Source organism: Variovorax boronicumulans NBRC 103145 (assembly GCF_001591345.1).
Lineage (GTDB): Bacteria > Pseudomonadota > Gammaproteobacteria > Burkholderiales > Burkholderiaceae_C > Variovorax > Variovorax boronicumulans.
This window is the reverse complement of record NZ_BCUS01000081.1, coordinates 11,974-29,002: the sequence shown is the minus strand read 5'-3', so window position 1 is coordinate 29,002 and position 17,029 is coordinate 11,974. Positions and strand designations below refer to the sequence as shown.

At 67.8% G+C, this 17,029-nt stretch carries 15 protein-coding genes and 1 tRNA gene; 11 read left to right on the top strand and 5 right to left on the bottom strand.

The window, feature by feature from the left end; all coding sequences use genetic code 11:
• Positions 1-132: 132 nt before the first annotated feature.
• Both VBO01S_RS21460 and VBO01S_RS21455 read left to right on the top strand, forming a co-directional pair.
• Complete coding sequence (locus tag VBO01S_RS21460; RefSeq protein WP_062479087.1) at positions 133-579, top strand: hypothetical protein; 447 nt, start codon at positions 133-135, stop codon at positions 577-579.
• 2 nt (positions 580-581) lie between these two features.
• On the top strand, positions 582-1,232 hold the full coding sequence (locus VBO01S_RS21455) for a TetR/AcrR family transcriptional regulator (protein WP_062479085.1): 651 nt from the start codon (positions 582-584) through the stop codon (positions 1,230-1,232).
• A 9-nt stretch (positions 1,233-1,241) separates the two neighbouring features.
• Here the strand turns inward: VBO01S_RS21455 and VBO01S_RS21450 are convergent, their stop codons facing one another.
• From VBO01S_RS21450 to earP, 3 genes are all read right to left on the bottom strand, one after another.
• The gene (locus tag VBO01S_RS21450; protein ID WP_062479095.1) at positions 1,242-2,105 is read right to left on the bottom strand and encodes an LOG family protein; all 864 of its coding nucleotides are present in this window, start codon (positions 2,103-2,105) and stop codon (positions 1,242-1,244) included.
• A 122-nt stretch (positions 2,106-2,227) separates the two neighbouring features.
• Positions 2,228-2,782: an elongation factor P gene (efp, locus tag VBO01S_RS21445; RefSeq protein WP_062479082.1), complete on the bottom strand. Its 555-nt coding sequence runs from the start codon at positions 2,780-2,782 to the stop codon at positions 2,228-2,230.
• 153 nt (positions 2,783-2,935) lie between these two features.
• On the bottom strand, positions 2,936-4,036 hold the full coding sequence (gene earP / locus VBO01S_RS21440) for an elongation factor P maturation arginine rhamnosyltransferase EarP (protein ID WP_062479079.1): 1,101 nt from the start codon (positions 4,034-4,036) through the stop codon (positions 2,936-2,938).
• A 104-nt stretch (positions 4,037-4,140) separates the two neighbouring features.
• On the opposite strand from earP, the gene VBO01S_RS21435 reads away from it, so the two are divergent.
• Positions 4,141-5,589 (top strand): M20/M25/M40 family metallo-hydrolase, encoded by a 1,449-nt coding sequence (locus VBO01S_RS21435; protein WP_062479076.1) that lies wholly within the window; start codon positions 4,141-4,143, stop codon positions 5,587-5,589.
• A gap of 61 nt (positions 5,590-5,650) precedes the next feature.
• Here the strand turns inward: VBO01S_RS21435 and ggt are convergent, their stop codons facing one another.
• Entirely contained in the window at positions 5,651-7,699 is a 2,049-nt protein-coding gene (gene ggt, locus VBO01S_RS21430) for a gamma-glutamyltransferase (protein WP_062479073.1), read from the bottom strand.
• Between the two features lie 151 nt (positions 7,700-7,850).
• On the opposite strand from ggt, the gene uvrC reads away from it, so the two are divergent.
• Genes uvrC through VBO01S_RS21415 form a run of 3 tightly spaced genes read left to right on the top strand, consistent with a single transcriptional unit; the run spans position 7,851 to position 11,332 of the window.
• Positions 7,851-9,824 (top strand): excinuclease ABC subunit UvrC, encoded by a 1,974-nt coding sequence (uvrC, locus tag VBO01S_RS21425; protein ID WP_062479072.1) that lies wholly within the window; start codon positions 7,851-7,853, stop codon positions 9,822-9,824.
• A 57-nt stretch (positions 9,825-9,881) separates the two neighbouring features.
• Positions 9,882-10,448, top strand: a complete 567-nt coding sequence (pgsA, locus tag VBO01S_RS21420) for a CDP-diacylglycerol--glycerol-3-phosphate 3-phosphatidyltransferase (protein ID WP_062479069.1) — start codon at positions 9,882-9,884, stop codon at positions 10,446-10,448.
• On the top strand, positions 10,445-11,332 hold the full coding sequence (locus tag VBO01S_RS21415) for a DMT family transporter (protein WP_062479066.1): 888 nt from the start codon (positions 10,445-10,447) through the stop codon (positions 11,330-11,332). Before pgsA ends, VBO01S_RS21415 begins: the two co-directional genes overlap by 4 nt.
• Positions 11,333-11,344: 12 nt before the next feature.
• On the opposite strand, the gene VBO01S_RS21410 is transcribed toward VBO01S_RS21415, so the two are convergent.
• A complete protein-coding gene (locus VBO01S_RS21410) occupies positions 11,345-12,307 on the bottom strand; it encodes a LysR family transcriptional regulator (protein WP_082818222.1) in 963 nt (320 codons plus the stop codon).
• Positions 12,308-12,377: 70 nt separating this feature from the next.
• Between VBO01S_RS21410 and VBO01S_RS21405 the strand changes: the two genes are divergently transcribed.
• The 5 genes from VBO01S_RS21405 (at position 12,378) to VBO01S_RS21385 (ending at position 16,954) form a co-directional block, all read left to right on the top strand.
• Positions 12,378-13,289, top strand: coding sequence for an alpha/beta fold hydrolase (locus tag VBO01S_RS21405; RefSeq protein WP_062479061.1), 912 nt, complete (start codon positions 12,378-12,380; stop codon positions 13,287-13,289).
• A complete protein-coding gene (locus VBO01S_RS21400) occupies positions 13,286-14,371 on the top strand; it encodes a tartrate dehydrogenase (protein WP_062479058.1) in 1,086 nt (361 codons plus the stop codon). The genes VBO01S_RS21405 and VBO01S_RS21400 overlap by 4 nt, the downstream gene beginning before the upstream one ends.
• 209 nt (positions 14,372-14,580) lie before the next feature.
• On the top strand, positions 14,581-14,853 hold the full coding sequence (locus VBO01S_RS21395; RefSeq protein WP_007830705.1) for an HU family DNA-binding protein: 273 nt from the start codon (positions 14,581-14,583) through the stop codon (positions 14,851-14,853).
• A gap of 29 nt (positions 14,854-14,882) precedes the next feature.
• Positions 14,883-14,958: transfer RNA gene (locus tag VBO01S_RS21390), tRNA-Val, on the top strand.
• A 76-nt stretch (positions 14,959-15,034) separates the two neighbouring features.
• A complete protein-coding gene (locus VBO01S_RS21385) occupies positions 15,035-16,954 on the top strand; it encodes a SurA N-terminal domain-containing protein (RefSeq protein WP_062479055.1) in 1,920 nt (639 codons plus the stop codon).
• Positions 16,955-17,029: the final 75 nt, after the last annotated feature.

Below are 17,029 nucleotides of genomic sequence, written 5' to 3'. Positions count from 1 at the left end.
TGCGCGTCAGGCCGCGGGCCGCCGCGCTCGCCGCCCCCACGCGCGCCTGAGCCGTTCGCCATGCCCGCCGTCCGCATTCCCTTTCTGCGCCGCAGTGCCCGGCGCCTTCCGGTTGTCTACAAGGAGTCTTTCATGATCCGTCACGAACTCAGTCAATGGCCGCTGGTCATCAGCGTGTCCGCAGGCCTGCAGACGCTGGAAAGCCTGCAGGCCTTCACCGAAGACTGGAACTGCTGGCTCGACCGCGGCGAGCCCTTTGTCTCGCTGCGCGTCTTCGCGGACGCCGACGCGCTGGTGCATCCCGAGGGCAGCGCCCAGAGTGCCAGGCAGTGGCTGCAGGCGCGCGGTGCCGACATCCGCCGCCATATGATGGGCATGGCGAGCGTGGTGCCCGCCGACCAGTTCGAGAAGATCAGCAAGATGAACGTCGAAAAACTCTTCGGCATTCCCGCGAGCACCTTCGCCCGCACCGACGAGGCCCTGGCCTGGCTGCGCGAGCGCGTGCTGGCCCCGCGCGGCCTGCGTCTCGATGCCGCGGCGGTGCACGCCGCCATCGACACGGCACGCGCCGGTACCTGAGCATGACAAGCAGCAGCCCCGACGACGTTCCCGCCACCGCCGCGCGCCGCCGCACCAAGGCGCCGCAGACCCGCGCCGTCGCGCTGATGGACGCCGCCGAGCAGCTGTTCATCGCCAAGGGCATCCCCGCCACCAGCATCGACGACATCGCGGCCGGCGCGCAGGTGGCCAAGGGCACCTTCTACCTGTACTTTCCGTCGAAGGAGGCGCTGCTCGGCGCGCTGCAGCAACGCTTCGTCGACACCTTCTGCGCGCGCCTGCAGGAGGCGATGGATCGCCACGCGTCGGGCAAGCACCGTGCGCGGCTCAAGGCCTGGGTGGAAGCGGGGCTGGAGACCTACCTGGACAACGTCGCGCTGCACGACGTGGTGTTCCACGAGTACCGGCCCGAGGACCGGCGCATGCGCAACGACAACGTCGTCATCACGCAGCTCGTGACCCTGCTGAAGCAGGGCGACGCCGCGGGGGTGTGGGAGGTCGAGGACGCGACGCTGACGGCCGTGATCCTCTTCAATGCGCTGCACGGCGTGGCCGACGATGCCGTGGCCATGGGGCCGCACGCGAACCCCGTGGCCGACCGCCGCCGCCGCGCCCGCGCGCTCACGCGCTTCTTCGAGCAGGCCCTGCGGCCCGACGACAGCGACGACGCCTGACCGGGGTGGTCAGAGTTTGTAGAAACGCTTGATCGCTTCCCAGGCGTCTTCGGGCGCGTCGACGTATTCGAAGAGCTTCACGTCGCCGGGCGAGATCACGCCTTCGTCGACCAGGAAGTCGAAGTCGATCAGCTTCTTCCAGTAGTCCGAGCCGAAGAGCACGATCGGCACCGGCTTCGACTTCTTGGTCTGCACCAGCGTGATCACCTCGAACAGCTCGTCGAGCGTGCCGAAGCCGCCCGGGAACGCCACCAGCGCCTTCGCACGCATCATGAAATGCATCTTGCGGATCGCGAAGTAGTGGAACTTGAAGCTCAGCGCCGGCGTGACGTAGGGGTTGGCTTCTTCTTCCATCGGCAGCGCGATGGCCAGGCCGACCGAGAGGCCGCCGGCTTCGTGCGCGCCGCGGTTGGCCGCCTGCATGATGCCGGGGCCGCCGCCGGTGCACACGAAGAGCTTGTCCTGCGGCTCCTTCTTCTCGCTGTACTGCGCGACCAGCTTGCCGAAGGTGCGCGCCTTCTCGTAGTAGTGCGAGTTGCGCGAGAGCCGGCGCCAGCGCTCGGCCAGGGCCGTGTCGCCGGCCGCCTCGGCCTGCGCGACCAGCGCGGCGGCCTCGTCTTCGCTGCGAAAGCGCGCGCTGCCGAAGACCACCACCGTGTTCTCGATGCCGTGGGCGCGCTGCTCGAGGTCGGGCTTCATCAGCTCGAGCTGCATGCGGATGCCGCGCGTTTCGCGGCGCAGCAGGAACTCGGGGTCGGCGAAGGCCAGGCGCGAGGGATCGGGATCGAGGGGCAGGCCCCGGTCGGAATGGGACTGCAGCGTGGCCCAGGCATCGGCCAGGCGCTTGTCGTGAATGTTGTGCGTGTTGTTCATGAAACGGTCGTCGAACGGAATTGGCTTGGCATTGTGCGCCGATGCAACCCGCGTGCCCGCCAACGAAAAAGGCTCCTTGCGGAGCCTTCGTCGTGGTGGTGGTCAGCCGGGTGCAGACGCGCTCAGACGCGCTTGCGGTATTCGCCGGTGCGGGTGTCGATTTCGATCTTGTCGCCTTGCGACACGAACAGCGGCACGCCGACTTCGAAGCCGGTGGCGATCTTGGCGGGCTTCATGACCTTGCCCGAGGTGTCGCCCTTGACGGCCGGCTCGGTCCAGGTGATTTCGCGCTCGACGCTGGTCGGCAGTTCGACCGAGATGGCCTTGCCGTCGTAGAACACCACTTCGACGGCCATGCCGTCTTCAAGGTAGTTCAGGGCGTCGCCCATGTTCTCGGCTTCGACTTCGTACTGGTTGTACTCGGCGTCCATGCAGACGTACATCGGGTCGGCGAAGTAGGAGTAGGTGCACTCCTTCTTGTCCAGAACGATCTGGTCGATCTTGTCGTCGGCCTTGAAGACCACTTCGGTGTTGAAGTTGGCGATCAGGCTCTTCATCTTCATGCGCACGGTGGCGCTGTTGCGGCCGCCGCGGCTGTATTCGGTCTTGAGGACGACCATCGGGTCCTTGCCGTGCATGATGACGTTGCCGGCGCGGATTTCTTGAGCGATTTTCATATCAGGTTCTCTGGATGTTGGCCGCTCGGTGCGCGGGGCCCTCGGCGCTGCATGCCGTCGTATCTGGCCCCGCCGTACATGTCCCGCGGCAGGTTTGGCGAAAGGCGTCCCCGACCGTGGCGGCCAGGGCTGAATTCCGCAAAGCCCGCTATTTTAGCTTTTTCCGGCGACCAGCTGCCGCAACTGGGCCAGCAGATCGTCCTGCGCGAGCAGCCTGCCGCGCGCCGCACGGGCGGTGTCGCGCCAGGCGTCCAGCGGGCCGGGCGCGGGCAGGGGCGCGTCGCCGAAGCCGTTCCAGGCGTGGTGAAAAAGCCGCAGCTGAGGCGGGGCGCCGAGCCAGTCGAGCCAGGCGTTGAGCTTGACGTGGTGCGCGTCGTCGTCCTGCGGGTAGATCTGCCAGACCAGCGGCGCGCCGGCCCAGAGGGCGCGCACCAGCGAGTCTTCGCCGCGCACGAAATTGAGGTCGCAGGCCCACAGCAGGTGGTCGAAATCTGCCTGGCTGAGGTAGGGGAGGTATGAAATTGATAGCGAACCCCGGCCGCCCGGCGGGCGATCGGGCGTGTCGGTGGTCGCAAGGCAGGCCTGCACCGCATGGGCGGCCCGGCCCGCGGTGACCAGCAGCCGCGTGGGCACCGGGTCGGCGGCCAGCCGGGCGAGCAGGGCGGCCAGCGCGGGCGGCTCATAACAGAAGAGCGACACCAGGCGCTCGCCTTCCTGCCAGGGAATCTGCTGCGCCTGCAGCCAGCGCGCCCGGTCGAAGCGCGCCTGGCGCGTCATCAGGTCCGGCTCGCGCAGCAAGCCGCCGGTCGCGGGCGTGAAGCCCGGGTAGAAGAAACGTTTCGTCTGCCCGGCGCCTGGGCCCTTGAACACGGGCGAGGGCAGCCGGTGGAGTTTCTCGACATAGGGCTCGGCCGACAGGTACTCGAGGTTGATCCAGGCCTGCGCAGGGCCCGGGGCCTGCGCGAAACGCGCGATGAGTTCCGGCTCCGGGTCGCAGCCGAAGGCCTCGACCAACACGTCAGGCACCGAATCGGCAACGGCGCGTCGCACGGCTTCGGCGTCGGACCAGTCGATCACCTGCACGCCGTCGCAGCCGGCCGGCGCCATCCAGTTCAGCGCCGTGGGGTCGTCGACCCACAGCCGCGCGCGCTCGCCCGCCGCCGCCAGCTGGCAGGCCAGGCGCCAGCAGACGCCCAGGTCGCCGTGGTTGTCGATGACCTTGCAGAAGATGTCCCATTGCATGCGCGTGCCCATGGCCGCGAGTGTGCCTGTCTTCGCGGTCGCTCAGGCGCGGGCGAAAACGTGGCCCGCTTGCTATGCTGCCCCTCGCCACAACAACCATCGGAGAGAGCCAGACCATGAGGATGCAGACCCGTCGCCGTTCGTCGTTTTCTTCTTCGCCCTTGAGCAGCGCCAAACGCGGCGTGCTCGCGCTCTCGCTGGCCCTGGCCGGCATCGCCGGCGCCCAGGCCCAGACCGCGCCGCTCACTGCGCAGCAGCAGCGCTTTCGCGAGATCTACAAGGAACTGATCGAGATCAACACCACCCACTCGGTGGGTGACAACACGGTCGCGGCGCGGGCCATGGAAAAGCGGCTGGTCGACGCGGGCTTCGCGCCCGGCGACATCCAGATCTTCGAGCCCTTCCCGAAGAAGGGGAACCTGGTGTTGCGCTTCAAGGGCGACGGCAGCAAGAAGCCGCTTCTGCTGCTGGCCCACATCGACGTGGTCGAGGCCCGCCGCGAAGACTGGAAGACCGACCCCTTCAAGCTGCAGGAAACCGGCGGCTACTTCACGGCGCGCGGCGCCATCGACGACAAGGCCATGGCCGCGGCGCTGGTCTCCGTGCTGGGGCAGCTCAAGCAGGAAGGCTTCAAGCCCAAGCGCGACATCATCCTGGCGCTCACCGCCGACGAGGAGCGCGGCGACGCGCTCAGCAACGGCGCCTTCTGGCTCATCAACAACAAGCCCGAGCTGCTGCAGGCCGAGTTCGGCATCAACGAGGGCGGCGGCGGCGAGTTGCGCGGCGGCAAGCCGAACCTGCACCGCATGCAGGTGGCCGAGAAGATGTACACCACCTACATGCTGGAGGCGCGCGACGTGGGCGGCCACAGCTCGGTGCCCACCAAGACCAACCCGATCTACGCGCTCTCGGCCGGCCTGGAGCGCCTGGGCAACTACGCCTTCCCGATCAAGCTCGCGGATGTCACCAAGACCTACTTCGCGCGCAGCGCCCCTTTCGCCACCGGCCAGCTGGCCGACGACATGCGCGCCATCGGCAGCGGCAACCCCGACGCCGGCGTGCTCGAGCGCATGACGGCCAACCCGGCCTACAACGCGCAGCTGCGCACCACCTGCGTGGCGACGATGGTGCAGGCCGGCCATGCTGAGAACGCGCTGCCGCAATCGGCCAAGGCCACGGTCAACTGCCGCATCCTGCCGCACGACGATCCCGAGGAGGTCGAGCGCCTGCTGACCCAGGCCGTGGGCAACGACAAGATCGTGGTGCGCAACATGGGCAAGCCGCTGCGCAGTCCGGCCTCGCCGCTCAACGGCGACCTCGTGAAGACGGTCGAGATGCTCACGCAGCAGATGTGGCCCGGCGTGCCCGTGGTGCCCGCCATGAGCACCGGCGCCACCGACAGCCGCTTCCTGCGCAACGCCGGCATCCCGATGTACGGCGTGACCGGCATGTTCCTCGAGCCGGCCGATGCGCGTGCGCACGGGCTGGACGAGCGCATCGAGATCCAGCGTCTGTACGACGGGCGCGAGTTCCTGTACCGGCTGGTGTCGGAAGTCGCGAAGTAAATCAACAGGTGATCGGGCAAGGGGGCTGGCGCAGCGGAGGTTGCGCCAGCCCCTTTGTCGTTCAGGGCGTGAAGGTGTCGCCCAGCACGATGCCTTCGCGGCGCGGGTCTGCACCGCCGGTCAGCGCGGGCTTGCCGCCGACGTTCGTGTGGATGATGGTGCTCACGCCGCTGGACTGCGGTGTCACCGACACCTTGTGACCCAGCCCGATCAGTCCGGCGACCAGTGGGTCGTTGAGGCCCGAGTTGGTCTCGTCGACATTCGGGTGCTCGCCGCCGACGTTGGTGGTCACGGAGTTGGGCGCCCCGAAGTCGACCAGCGACGTGGCTTGTTGCGCATCCAGCCCCCAGTCGAGCGCGCCGACCAGCGTCTTCACCACGTACTGGATGATGTTGCTGCCGCCGGGCGAGCCGGTGCCCATCACGAACTCGCCCATGCTGCCGTCGGCGTTCTTCTTGAACACCAGCGTTGGCGCCATCGAGCTGCGCGGACGCTTGCCCGGGGCGACGCGGTTGGCAACCTTGTAGGTCTGCGTGGGCCTGCCGTACGGTTCGTCCGAGAAATCGGTCAGCTGGTTGTTCAGCAGGAAGCCCTGCGTCATGTGGGCCGACCCCATGCCGCCTTCCACCGTGGTGGTCATCACGACCACGTTGCCCTGCTTGTCGACGATGGTGAAATGCGTGGTGCCGTGCTCTTCGGTCTTGTCGATGCCGAGCGGAACGTCGCCAAGATCGCCGGGCTGGGCGGTGCCCATGCTCTTCGCCAGACTGATGAGGCTGGCACGGCCCTGCAGGTAGGGCTTATTGATCAGGGAATCGATCGAGCCGTACGGCAGCGGGACGAAGTCGGTGTCGGCCACGTACTTTTCGCGGTCGGCGTACGCCAGGCGTTCGGCCTCACTCACCAGGTGCACGCCCATCACGCTCGGCTTGCCGCCTTCGAGGTCGATGGCGGTCGGCTTATGCAGGCCGAGATTGAAGGTCTCGAGGATGCCGAGCGTCTGCATCACCGCAATGCCGCCCGAGGACGGCGGCGACATGCCGCACACGTAGTAATCGCGGTAGGTGCCGCAGACCGGGTCGCGGCGCTTGGCCTTGTAGCTGGCCAGGTCGGCCAGCGTGGTCTTGCCGGGCGTGATGGCCGAGCCATCGACGGCGGCGCTGACCCCGATCTTGTCGACGATGCCCTTGGCGATGTCGCCTGCGTAGAAGACGTTGGCGCCTTGCGTGGCGATGGCGTTCAGCGTCTTGGCGTAGGCCGGGTTCGTGAGCCTGGTGCCCAGCGCCTTCGGCGTGCCGTCGGCGTTGAAGAAGTAGGCCGTGGCGTCGGCGTCGCGCTTCAGGTGTGTCGCGGAGCCCGCGATGGCGGTCGCCATGCGTCCGCCGATCAGGAAGCCGTCGGACGCGAGCGTGATGCCGTAGCCGAACAGGTCTTTCCAGGGCAGTTTGCCGTGGTCTTGATAAGCGATGTCGAGCATGCGTACGGCACCGGGCGTACCGATGGAACGGCCGCTCCAGCGGGCGCTGGGCACGGGCGCGCTGGTGTCGGTGGCATCGTCCACATAGCGCAGGTAGTTCTCGGTGGCAGCCGCAGGCGCCGTCTCGCGCCCGTCGTACGCCTGCACCTTCTTCGTCGCCGCGTCGTAATGGAGCATGAAGGCACCGCCGCCCAGCCCGCTCGACTGCGGCTCGACCAGGCCGAGCACGGCCTGCACCGCCACCGCCGCATCGACCGCGCTGCCGCCGGCTTTCAGCACGTCGCAGCCGGCCCGCGTGGCCAGCGGGTGGTTCGCGACCACCATGTAGTTCTTGGCGTACACCAGCTTGTGGCCGGGCACGTAGCCCGACGCCGGCTCCGGCGCGGCCGGATCGCCCGGGTCGCCCGAGCCGACGACCACCGAGGTGCCGCTGCTCGGGATCTGGCAGCCGTTGTCGGCGGCGGGCGGGGCCGTGGGCGTAGGCTGGTTGGCCGCGTTGATCGCGGCGATGGCCGCGACCAGTGCGGCGTTGTTCTGCGCGTTGTTGTTGCTGTTGCCGCCGCAGCCGGCCACGGCCAGCGAGAGCGCGAGGGGCGTCAACGCCCACCATGCGCGCACGGAGTTCTTCTTCATGAATATTTCCCTTTGCTGTTAATTTGAATGCCAAAAAAGACAATGGGCGCCCCCCGGCGCCCGCTGCGATCTTGAGCACATTCCGTTCCTGTCCGTGTCGCCTTTGCGTCGGGCCCAGCCGGCCCTCACGCCGCGCGCCACAATAGCCGCCATGTCCGACGTGCATTCCGATCAATTGCTCAGCGAAGTCGCGGCCCTGCCGCAGTTGCCGGGCGTCTACCGCTATTTCGACGCGGCCGGCGCCGTGCTGTATGTGGGCAAGGCGCGCAACCTCAAGAAGCGGGTTGCCAACTACTTCCAGAAGAGCCACGGGGGCACCCGCATCGGCCACATGATCTCGAAGATCGTGCGCATGGAGACCACCGTGGTGCGCTCCGAGGCCGAGGCGCTGCTGCTCGAGAACAACCTGATCAAGACGCTCAAGCCGCGCTACAACATCCTGTTTCGCGACGACAAGAGCTATCCCTACCTGAAGATCGCCTCGCACGGGTTTCCGCGGCTGGCCTACTACCGCGGCGCGGTCGACAAGAAGCACCGCTACTTCGGGCCGTACCCGAGCGCGTGGGCGGTGAAGGAATCGATCCAGCTGCTGCAGAAGGTGTTCCGCCTGCGCACCTGCGAGGACACGGTGTACGCCAACCGCACGCGGCCCTGCCTGCTGTACCAGATCAAGCGCTGCAGCGGCCCCTGCGTGGGCCTCATTTCGCCCGAGGCCTACGCACAGGACGTGGCCAGCGCCGAGGCCTTCCTGCTCGGCGACACGCAGGGCGTGCTCTCCACGCTCGAACAGCGCATGACGGCGCACGCCGAGAAGCTCGAGTTCGAGCAGGCGGCCGAGCTGCGCAACCAGATGTCAGCCATCTCGCGCGTGCTGCACCAGCAGTCGATCGAGGTGGTGTCCGACAAGGACGTCGACATCCTCGCGGTCAAGGTGCAGGGCGGCAAGGCCTGCGTCAACCTCGCCATGGTGCGCGGCGGGCGCCACCTGGGCGACCGCGCGTACTTTCCGGTGCACGTGGACGACGCGGCGCAGATTCACCACGGCGAGCTCGACGCCGACGAGGGCGTCGACCCGGTGGTCGCCGACCCGATCGAGGTGCAGGTGCTCGAGGCCTTCATCGCCCAGCACTACATCGACGTGCCGGTGCCCGCCACGCTGGTGCTGGGCCGGCAGGTGAGCCGCGCGCTCATCGAGGCCATTTCGCAGCAGGCCGGCGCGCGCGTGACGGCGGTGTTCCAGCCGCACGAACAACGCCGCCACTGGCTCGAGATGGCCGAGACCAACGCCGGCCTGCAGCTGGCGCGGCTGCTGGCCGAAGAGGGCTCGCAGCAGGCGCGCACCCGTGCGCTGGCCGACGCGCTCGAGCTGGCGTCGGACGACCTGGAGAACTTCCGCGTCGAGTGCTTCGACATCTCGCACACGGCGGGCGAGGCCACGCAGGCCTCGTGCGTGGTGTTCGCGCACCACACGATGCAGAACCGCGAGTACCGCCGCTACAACATCGAGGGCATCACGCCCGGCGACGACTACGCCGCCATGCGCCAGGTGCTGCACCGCCGCTACGGCAAGCTGGCCGAGGCGATGGCGGCCGAGACGCAGGCGCTGGCGCCGGGCGACGCGGAAAGCGAAGGGGCCGAGGGCGTCGAGGCGCCGCCGCCCCGGACGCCGGCCGCGCGCATGCCCGACCTGGTGCTGGTCGACGGCGGCAAGGGCCAGGTGTCGATGGCGCGCGAGGTGTTCAGCGAACTGGGCCTGCCGCTGTCGTTGATCGTCGGCGTCGAGAAGGGTGAGGGCCGCAAGGTCGGGCTCGAAGAACTGGTGTTCGCCGACGGCCGCGAGAAGGTCTACCTCGGCAAGGATTCGGCGGCCCTGATGCTGGTGGCCCAGATCCGCGACGAGGCGCACCGCTTCGCCATCACCGGCATGCGCGCCAAGCGCGCCAAGGTGCGCGTGGGCGGCAGCCAGCTCGAAGACATTCCGGGCATCGGCCCGAAGCGCCGGGCGCGCCTGCTGCAGCGTTTCGGTGGCATCCGCGGCGTGGCGGCGGCGAGCGTCGAAGACCTCGCCTCGGTCGAGGGCATCGCCACCGAACTGGCCGAGGAAATCTATCGCGCGCTGCGTTGAAGCCGGGATTGCCCCCGACCTTCCAGCGCTTCACGCGTGCATGACACAATCGCCCGCATGTTCTGGACCCTACCGACCATCATGACCTGGACGCGCATCGTCGCGATTCCGTTGATCGTCGGCGTTTTCTACCTGCCGATCAGCGAACCGACGCGCAACCTGATCGCCACGGTCATGTTCATCGTGTTCGCCGCCACCGACTGGCTCGACGGCTACCTGGCGCGCAAGCTCAACCAGACCTCTTCCTTCGGCGCCTTCCTCGATCCGGTGGCCGACAAGTTTCTCGTCTGCGCCGCGCTGCTGGTGCTGGTGCATCTGCAGCGCGCCGACGTGTTCGTGGCGCTCATCATCATCGGCCGCGAGATCGCCATCTCGGCGCTGCGCGAATGGATGGCGCGCATCGGCGCCGGCAAGAGCGTGGCGGTCCACATGATCGGCAAGGTCAAGACGACCGTGCAGATGGTCGCGATTCCCTTCCTGCTCTATGACGGGCACCTCTTCAAGGTGATCGACACCGGCCTGTGGGGCCAGTGGCTGATCTGGATCTCGGCGGTGCTCACTGTCTGGTCGATGGTCTATTACCTGCAAAAGGCCATTCCCGAGATCCGGGCCCATTCCAAATGACCGCGGCCGTCTCGGTCCGCAACGCAGGCTGGCTGCGGGCGATGCCGGCGGTCTTCGTGCTGATCTGGAGCACGGGTTTCATCGTTGCGCGCTATGGCATGCCCTACGCGCCACCCCTCAAGTTCCTCGCCGTGCGCTATGCGCTGTCGCTCGCCTGCTTCGGCGTGTGGGTCATGCTCGCGCGCGTGGCGTGGCCGGCGAAGCGCGCGCAATGGGGTCACCTCGCCGTCACGGGCGTGCTGATGCAGGCCGGCTACCTCGGTGGTGTCTGGGCGGCGGTGCATGCGGGCATGGGCGCGGGGTTGGTGGCGCTGCTGGTCGGCATCCAGCCGGTGCTCACGGCAGTGTGGCTGTCTTTCAACGGCGGGCGCATTTCGGGACGGCAATGGACCGGGCTGGCCCTGGGTTTCGCCGGGCTGGTCTTGGTGGTGTCGCGCAAGCTGGGGCAGGGCACCGAGGTCAACGCGCTGACGATGGGGCTGGCCGTGATGGCGCTGCTGTCGATCACGGCGGGCACGCTGTACCAGAAGCGCTTCGTCGCGCCTTGCGACGTGCGCAGCGCCAGCGCGGTGCAGATGGCCGCCGCGCTGCTCGTGACCCTGCCTTTCGCCGCGCTCGAGGCGCAGGCCATCGAATGGAACACGCATTCGATCGGCGCCATGGCGTGGTCGGTGCTGGCGCTGTCGCTGGGCGGCAGCTCGCTGCTCTATATGTTGATCCAGCGCGGCACGGCCACCGCCGTCACCAGCCTGCTGTACCTCGTGCCGCCGTGCACGGCGCTGATGGCCTGGCTGCTGTTCGCGGAACCGATCACCTGGACCACGGTGCTGGGCATCGGCCTGACGGCCGTCGGCGTGAGCCTCGTGGTGCGCGCGGAGCGCTGACCGACCCTGCCTTCAGCGCCCGGCCGGCTTGGCCGGCTTCCAGGGCTCCGAGCGGAACTGCTCGACGAGGTGATCGACCAGCAGGCGCACGCGACGCGGCGTCTTCGGCCGCCACGGCGCGACCCAGTGGATGTCGGCGTCGGGCATGCTGTACAGCGGCAGCACGCGCACCAGTTCGCCGCTCGCCAGCTGCGGTGCGATGTCCCAGAGGCTGCGCAGCATGACGCCGTGGCCCGCGAGGCACCAGTCGCGCACCATCTCTCCTGAATTGCTCGTGAGCGGACCCTGCACCCGCACGCGCGCCGTGCTGCCGTCGCGCGCGTGGCGCAGCGTCCAGAGCGCGAACTGGCGCGACTGCGCGGCGTCGCCGTTCTCGCGCGCGATCAGGCAGTCGTGGGTGGCCAGCGCTTCCACCGTGGCCGGCGTGCCGCGGCGTGCCAGGTAATCGGGCGAGGCGGCCAGCACGCGCTGGTTGCGCGCGATGCGGCGCGTGGTCCAGTCGGCGGCGCGGTGCTGCTGCACCGCCCACAGCCAGACCGCACCGTCGTAGCCTTCGGCGCCGAGGTCGGGCAGTTGCTCGGTCAGCAGCAGCTCGACCTGCAGGCCGGGGTGCTGCGCCTGGAAGTCCGCGAGTGCCGGGCCGAGCCAGTGCCGGCCAAAGCCGAAGGTGGCCGCGAGGCGGACCGTGCCGATCAGCGCGTTCTGCCGTTCGCCGAGTTCGCTCTCGAGCGCTGCGAAGCCTTCGAGCAGCGTGCGTGCATGCAGGCACACGGCCTCGCCCTCGGCCGTGACGCTGAGCCGCCGCGTCGTGCGGTCGAACAGCCGCTGCCCGAGCCGGGCCTCCAGCGCGCCGAGCCGCTTGGTGATGACCGAGGGCACCACGTCGAGCGTGGCGGCCGCGCCGGCCAGGCTGCCCTGGTCGCGGATGGCCAGCACCAGTTCGAGATCGCCGCGTTCCATCGCGTGGGGATTCATGCCAGATTGGAAAGTATGAATTGGCTGATTGTTGCTTGATGGCCGCCGGGGTGCAACGCACAATCGCGGCGTGACGGCTTCCTTCCTCGACTTCCCTCGCTTCGACATCGCCCGCGATGGCGTGCGCATCCACGGTCGCATCGGCGGGCAGGGCGCTCCCTTGCTGCTGTTGCACGGCCATCCGCAGACGCATGCGATCTGGCACCGCGTGGCACCCGCGCTGGCCGAGCGCTTCACGGTGATCGCCGTGGACCTGCGCGGCTACGGCGACTCGGGCCGCCCGGCGGCCGACGCCGAACACGCGGTCTACAGCAAGCGGGAGATGGCGCACGACGCGCTGGCCGCCATGCGCCACCATGGCTTCGAACGCTTCGCCGTGCTCGCGCACGACCGCGGCGCGCGTGTGGCGCACCGGCTCGCGACCGACCATCCCGGCGCGGTCGAGCGCATGCTGCTGCTCGACATCGCCCCGACGCTGGCCATGTACGAACACACCTCCGAAGCATTTGCCAAGGCCTACTGGCACTGGTTCTTCCTGATCCAGCCGCCGCCGCTGCCCGAGGCGCTGATTGCGTCCGACCCGGTGCGCTACGTGCGCAGCGTGATGGGCGGGCGGCACGCGGGGCTTGCGCCGTTCGCGCCCGAAGTGCTGGCCGAGTACGAGCGCTGCATCGCCATTGCGGGCACCGCCGAATCCATCTGCGAGGACTACCGCGCCTCCGCCACCATCGACCTCGTGCACGACCGCACCGACATCGCCGCCGGCCGCCGCCTCGCGCAGCCGCTGCGCGTGCTGTGGGGTGAGCACGGGGCGGTGGGGCGCGCATTCGATGTGCTCTCGCTGTGGCGCGAACGGGCCGACGACGTGTCGGGCCGCGCGCTGCCCTGCGGCCACTACATCCCCGAAGAAGCCCCCGACGCCTTGCTGGCCGAGGCGCTGAATTTTTTCGTTTCCCCTGAACACCCAGGAGCCACTTCATGAGCACCCACAGAATCGCAGTCATCGCCGGCGACGGCATCGGCAAGGAAGTCATGCCCGAGGGGCTGCGCGTGCTCGATGCGGCGGCGCGCAAATTCGGCATCGACCTGAAGTTCGACCACTTCGACTTCTCGAGCTGGGACTATTACGAGAAGCACGGCCAGATGCTGCCCGACAACTGGAAGGACCAGATCGGCGGCCACGACGCCATCTTCTTCGGCGCGGTCGGCTGGCCCGAGAAGATTCCCGACCACGTGTCGCTGTGGGGCTCGCTGCTCATGTTCCGCCGCGAGTTCGACCAGTACATCAACCTGCGTCCCGCGCGCCTGATGCCCGGCATCGTCGCGCCCGTGGTGCGCCGCGACGGCACGCCGCGCGCGCCCGGCGAGATCGACATGTACATCGTGCGCGAGAACACCGAGGGCGAATACTCGAGCATCGGCGGGCGCATGTACCAGGGCACGCCGCGCGAGATCGTGGTGCAGGAAACCGTGATGTCGCGCGTGGGCGTCGACCGCGTGCTGAAGTTCGCCTTCGAGCTCGCGCAATCGCGGCCGAAGAAGCACCTGACCAGCGCCACCAAGTCGAACGGCATCTCGATCACCATGCCGTACTGGGACGAGCGCGTGGTGGAAATGGCCAAGGGCTACCCGGGCATCACGCTCGACAAGTTCCACATCGACATCCTCACGGCGCACTTCGTGCAGCGGCCCGACTTCTTCGACGTTGTGGTGGCGAGCAACCTGTTCGGCGACATCCTGTCCGACCTCGGCCCGGCCTGCACCGGCACCATCGGCATCGCGCCCAGCGCCAACCTCAACCCCGAGCGCACCACGCCTTCGCTGTTCGAGCCGGTGCACGGCTCGGCGCCGGACATCGCCGGGCAGGGCATCGCCAACCCGATCGGCCAGATCTGGTGCGGCGCGATGATGCTGGAGTTTCTCGGCCACAAGGACGCGCACGACGCGATCCTGGCGACCATCGAGAAGGTGCTCGCGCCCCAAAGCGGCGCACCGCGCACGCCGGACATCGGCGGTCGGGCGGGCACGGCCGACCTCGGAAAGGCAATTGCCGAGGCCCTTTGAAAAGTACGTCGCGAAACGCCCCTAAAATCGCGCGCTCCGCTGGGCTGCAGTGCGTTGTGTCTTATTGACACCCCGCAGACCAGTGGTTGTAATCCTCGCTGGCAGTGCGCTGCCGAGGCGTCAGGCCTGCCATGTTCTTGAGTCGCTCCCGTCGCGGCCAGGTCGCAGCTGACGAAAGCCGACCAACTTTTTTTCGACAAGGGGCCCTTGTGAACAAGACCGAACTGATTGAGCACATCGCAAAGAACGCCGATATTTCCAAAGCCGCAGCGACCCGTGCGCTCGAATCCACCATTGGCGCCATTCGTACCACGCTCAAGAAGGGCGGTTCCGTGTCGCTCGTCGGTTTCGGCACTTTCGCAGTCGGCAAACGCGCAGCCCGCACCGGCCGGAATCCCCGCACCGGCGACGCGATTAAAATCAAGGCAGCCAAGATCCCGAAGTTCCGTCCCGGCAAGGCGCTCAAAGACGCGCTGAACTGAGGCTGTAGACTCGGAGAGTATTCCAGGTGGGGTGCTTAGCTCAGTTGGTAGAGCGGCGCCCTTACAAGGCGTAGGTCGGGGGTTCGAGCCCCTCAGCACCCACCACCACCCGATGCAAAGGCGAACACCGGTTCGCCTTTTTTATTGCCGTCCGGCGCCCGTCGAAAAAGAGTGTTCAAGCATGTTTGATACCTTCCGCAAGTACAACAAAGTCGTGATGATTTTCTTGTTCTTGCTGATCATTCCCTCGTTCGTCTTCTTTGGTGTCGAGCGCTACCAGGGCATGGGCGGCGACGAGAAGGTGGCCCGCATCCAGGGCCATGACATCACCAAGCCCGAGTGGGACCAGCAGCACCGCGTCGAGACCGACCGCATCCGCCAGCAGTCGCCCAACGTCGATCCGACGCTGCTCGACTCCGACGCGCTGCGCTACGCCACGCTGGAGCGCATGGTGCGCGATCGCGTGCTGGCGGCTGCGGCGGTCAAGACCAACATGTCGGTGTCCGAAGACCGCCTTACGCGCATGTTCGCGCAGGACGCCGGCCTGGCTGCGTTCCGCACGGCCGACGGCAAGTTCGACCGCGAAGCCTTCCTGCGCGCCACCGGCCGCACGCCCGAGCAGTACGAAGCCTCGGTGCGCGCCGACATGGCCTCGCAGCAGGTGCTGCTGGGCGTGACGGGCACGAGCTTCGCACCGGCGGCGCTGACCGCGGCCACGGTGAATGCCTTCTACGACCGCCGTGAAATCCAGGTCGCGCGCTTCGCGCCCGAAAGCTTCGCGTCGAAGGTCACGGTGAGCGACGCCGACATCGAGGCCTACTACAAGGACCACACGTCGCAGTTCCAGGCGCCGGAGCAGGCCAGCATCGAGTACCTCGTGCTCGACCTCGAAGCCGCGAAGAAGAACATCGTCGCGAACGAAGCCGACCTCAAGACCTACTACGAACAGAACACCGCGCGCTTCGGCACCAAGGAAGAGCGCCGCGCGAGCCACATCCTGATCACGGCGCCGGCCAGCATGTCCAGCGGCGACCGCGCCAAGGCGAAGGCCAAGGCCGAGCAGTTGCTGGCCGACGTGAAGAAGGCGCCGAACACCTTCGCCGACGTGGCACGCAAGAACTCGCAGGACCCCGGCTCGGCCGAGAAGGGCGGCGACCTCGACTTCGTCACGCGCGGCGCGATGGTCAAGCCGTTCGAAGACGCGATGTTCGCGCTCAAGAAGGGCGACATCAGCGACCTCGTCGAAACCGAGTTCGGCTATCACATCATCCAGCTGACCGACATCAAGCCGGCCGTGGTGCCGCCTTTCGAGAAGGTGCGCGCGACCATCGAGAACGAAGTGCGCGCCCAGCAGGCCACGCAGGAATTCGCGAAGGCTGCGGAAATTTTCACGGACACCGTCTATCAGCAACCCGAGAGCCTGAAGCCGGCCGCCGAGAAGCTGAAGCTCACGATCCAGACTGCCACCAACGTGCCGCGCACGCCCGCGCCGGGCGCCACCGGCCCGCTCGCCAGCCGCAACTTCCTGCAGGCGCTGTATGCCTCCGACTCGCTCGACCGCAAGCAGAACACCGAAGCCATCGAAGTCGGTCCGAACCAGCTCGCATCGGGCCGCGTGACGCAGTACACGGCCGCGCATCCGATTCCGTTGGCCGAGGTGAAGGACAAGATCCGCGCACAGCTCATCACCGAGCGCGCCGCAGCACTGGCCAAGACCGAGGGTGAAGCCAAGCTCGCCGCGTGGACGGTGAAGGCCGACGGCGCCAGCTTCGGCGCGCCGGTCACGGTGTCGCGCATCGATGCGCAGTCGCAGCCCGCACCGGTGATCGACGCCGCACTGCGTGCCGACGGCGCCAAGCTGCCCGCGCTGCTCGGTGTGGATCTCGGCACGCAAGGCTATGCCGTGGTCCGCGTGACCAAGGTCGTGCCGCGCACGCCGCCGACGGCCGAACAGGCACAGCAGGAAAGCATGCAGATCGCCCAGTCGGTGACTGCCGCCGAAGCCGCTGCCTACTACGAGCTGCTGAAGCAACGCTTCAAGGTGGAGATTCTCGTGCCGAAGCCGGCGGACACGCTGCCGACTGCTGCAGCGGCGCGCTGAGACACAGACGGGCAACTGCTGCTCGCAACAAGCCCGGGTTCGACGACCCGGGCTTTTTTTTGGTCGCACGAGGGA

Bases quoted from the DNA above. Each gene is read 5' to 3' on its own strand.
- VBO01S_RS21385 (WP_062479055.1), top strand. From the start codon at position 15,035: ATGTTTGATACCTTCCGCAAGTACAACAAAGTCGTGATGATTTTCTTG.
- VBO01S_RS21415 (WP_062479066.1), top strand. From the start codon at position 10,445: ATGACCGCGGCCGTCTCGGTCCGCAACGCAGGCTGGCTGCGGGCGATG.
- VBO01S_RS21410 (WP_082818222.1), bottom strand. From the start codon at position 12,307: ATGAATCCCCACGCGATGGAACGCGGCGATCTCGAACTGGTGCTGGCC.
- VBO01S_RS21435 (WP_062479076.1), top strand. From the start codon at position 4,141: ATGAGGATGCAGACCCGTCGCCGTTCGTCGTTTTCTTCTTCGCCCTTG.
- VBO01S_RS21400 (WP_062479058.1), top strand. From the start codon at position 13,286: ATGAGCACCCACAGAATCGCAGTCATCGCCGGCGACGGCATCGGCAAG.
- pgsA (WP_062479069.1), top strand. From the start codon at position 9,882: ATGTTCTGGACCCTACCGACCATCATGACCTGGACGCGCATCGTCGCG.
- ggt (WP_062479073.1), bottom strand. From the start codon at position 7,699: ATGAAGAAGAACTCCGTGCGCGCATGGTGGGCGTTGACGCCCCTCGCG.
- earP (WP_062479079.1), bottom strand. From the start codon at position 4,036: ATGGGCACGCGCATGCAATGGGACATCTTCTGCAAGGTCATCGACAAC.
- uvrC (WP_062479072.1), top strand. From the start codon at position 7,851: ATGTCCGACGTGCATTCCGATCAATTGCTCAGCGAAGTCGCGGCCCTG.
- efp (WP_062479082.1), bottom strand. From the start codon at position 2,782: ATGAAAATCGCTCAAGAAATCCGCGCCGGCAACGTCATCATGCACGGC.
- VBO01S_RS21455 (WP_062479085.1), top strand. From the start codon at position 582: ATGACAAGCAGCAGCCCCGACGACGTTCCCGCCACCGCCGCGCGCCGC.
- VBO01S_RS21450 (WP_062479095.1), bottom strand. From the start codon at position 2,105: ATGAACAACACGCACAACATTCACGACAAGCGCCTGGCCGATGCCTGG.
- VBO01S_RS21460 (WP_062479087.1), top strand. From the start codon at position 133: ATGATCCGTCACGAACTCAGTCAATGGCCGCTGGTCATCAGCGTGTCC.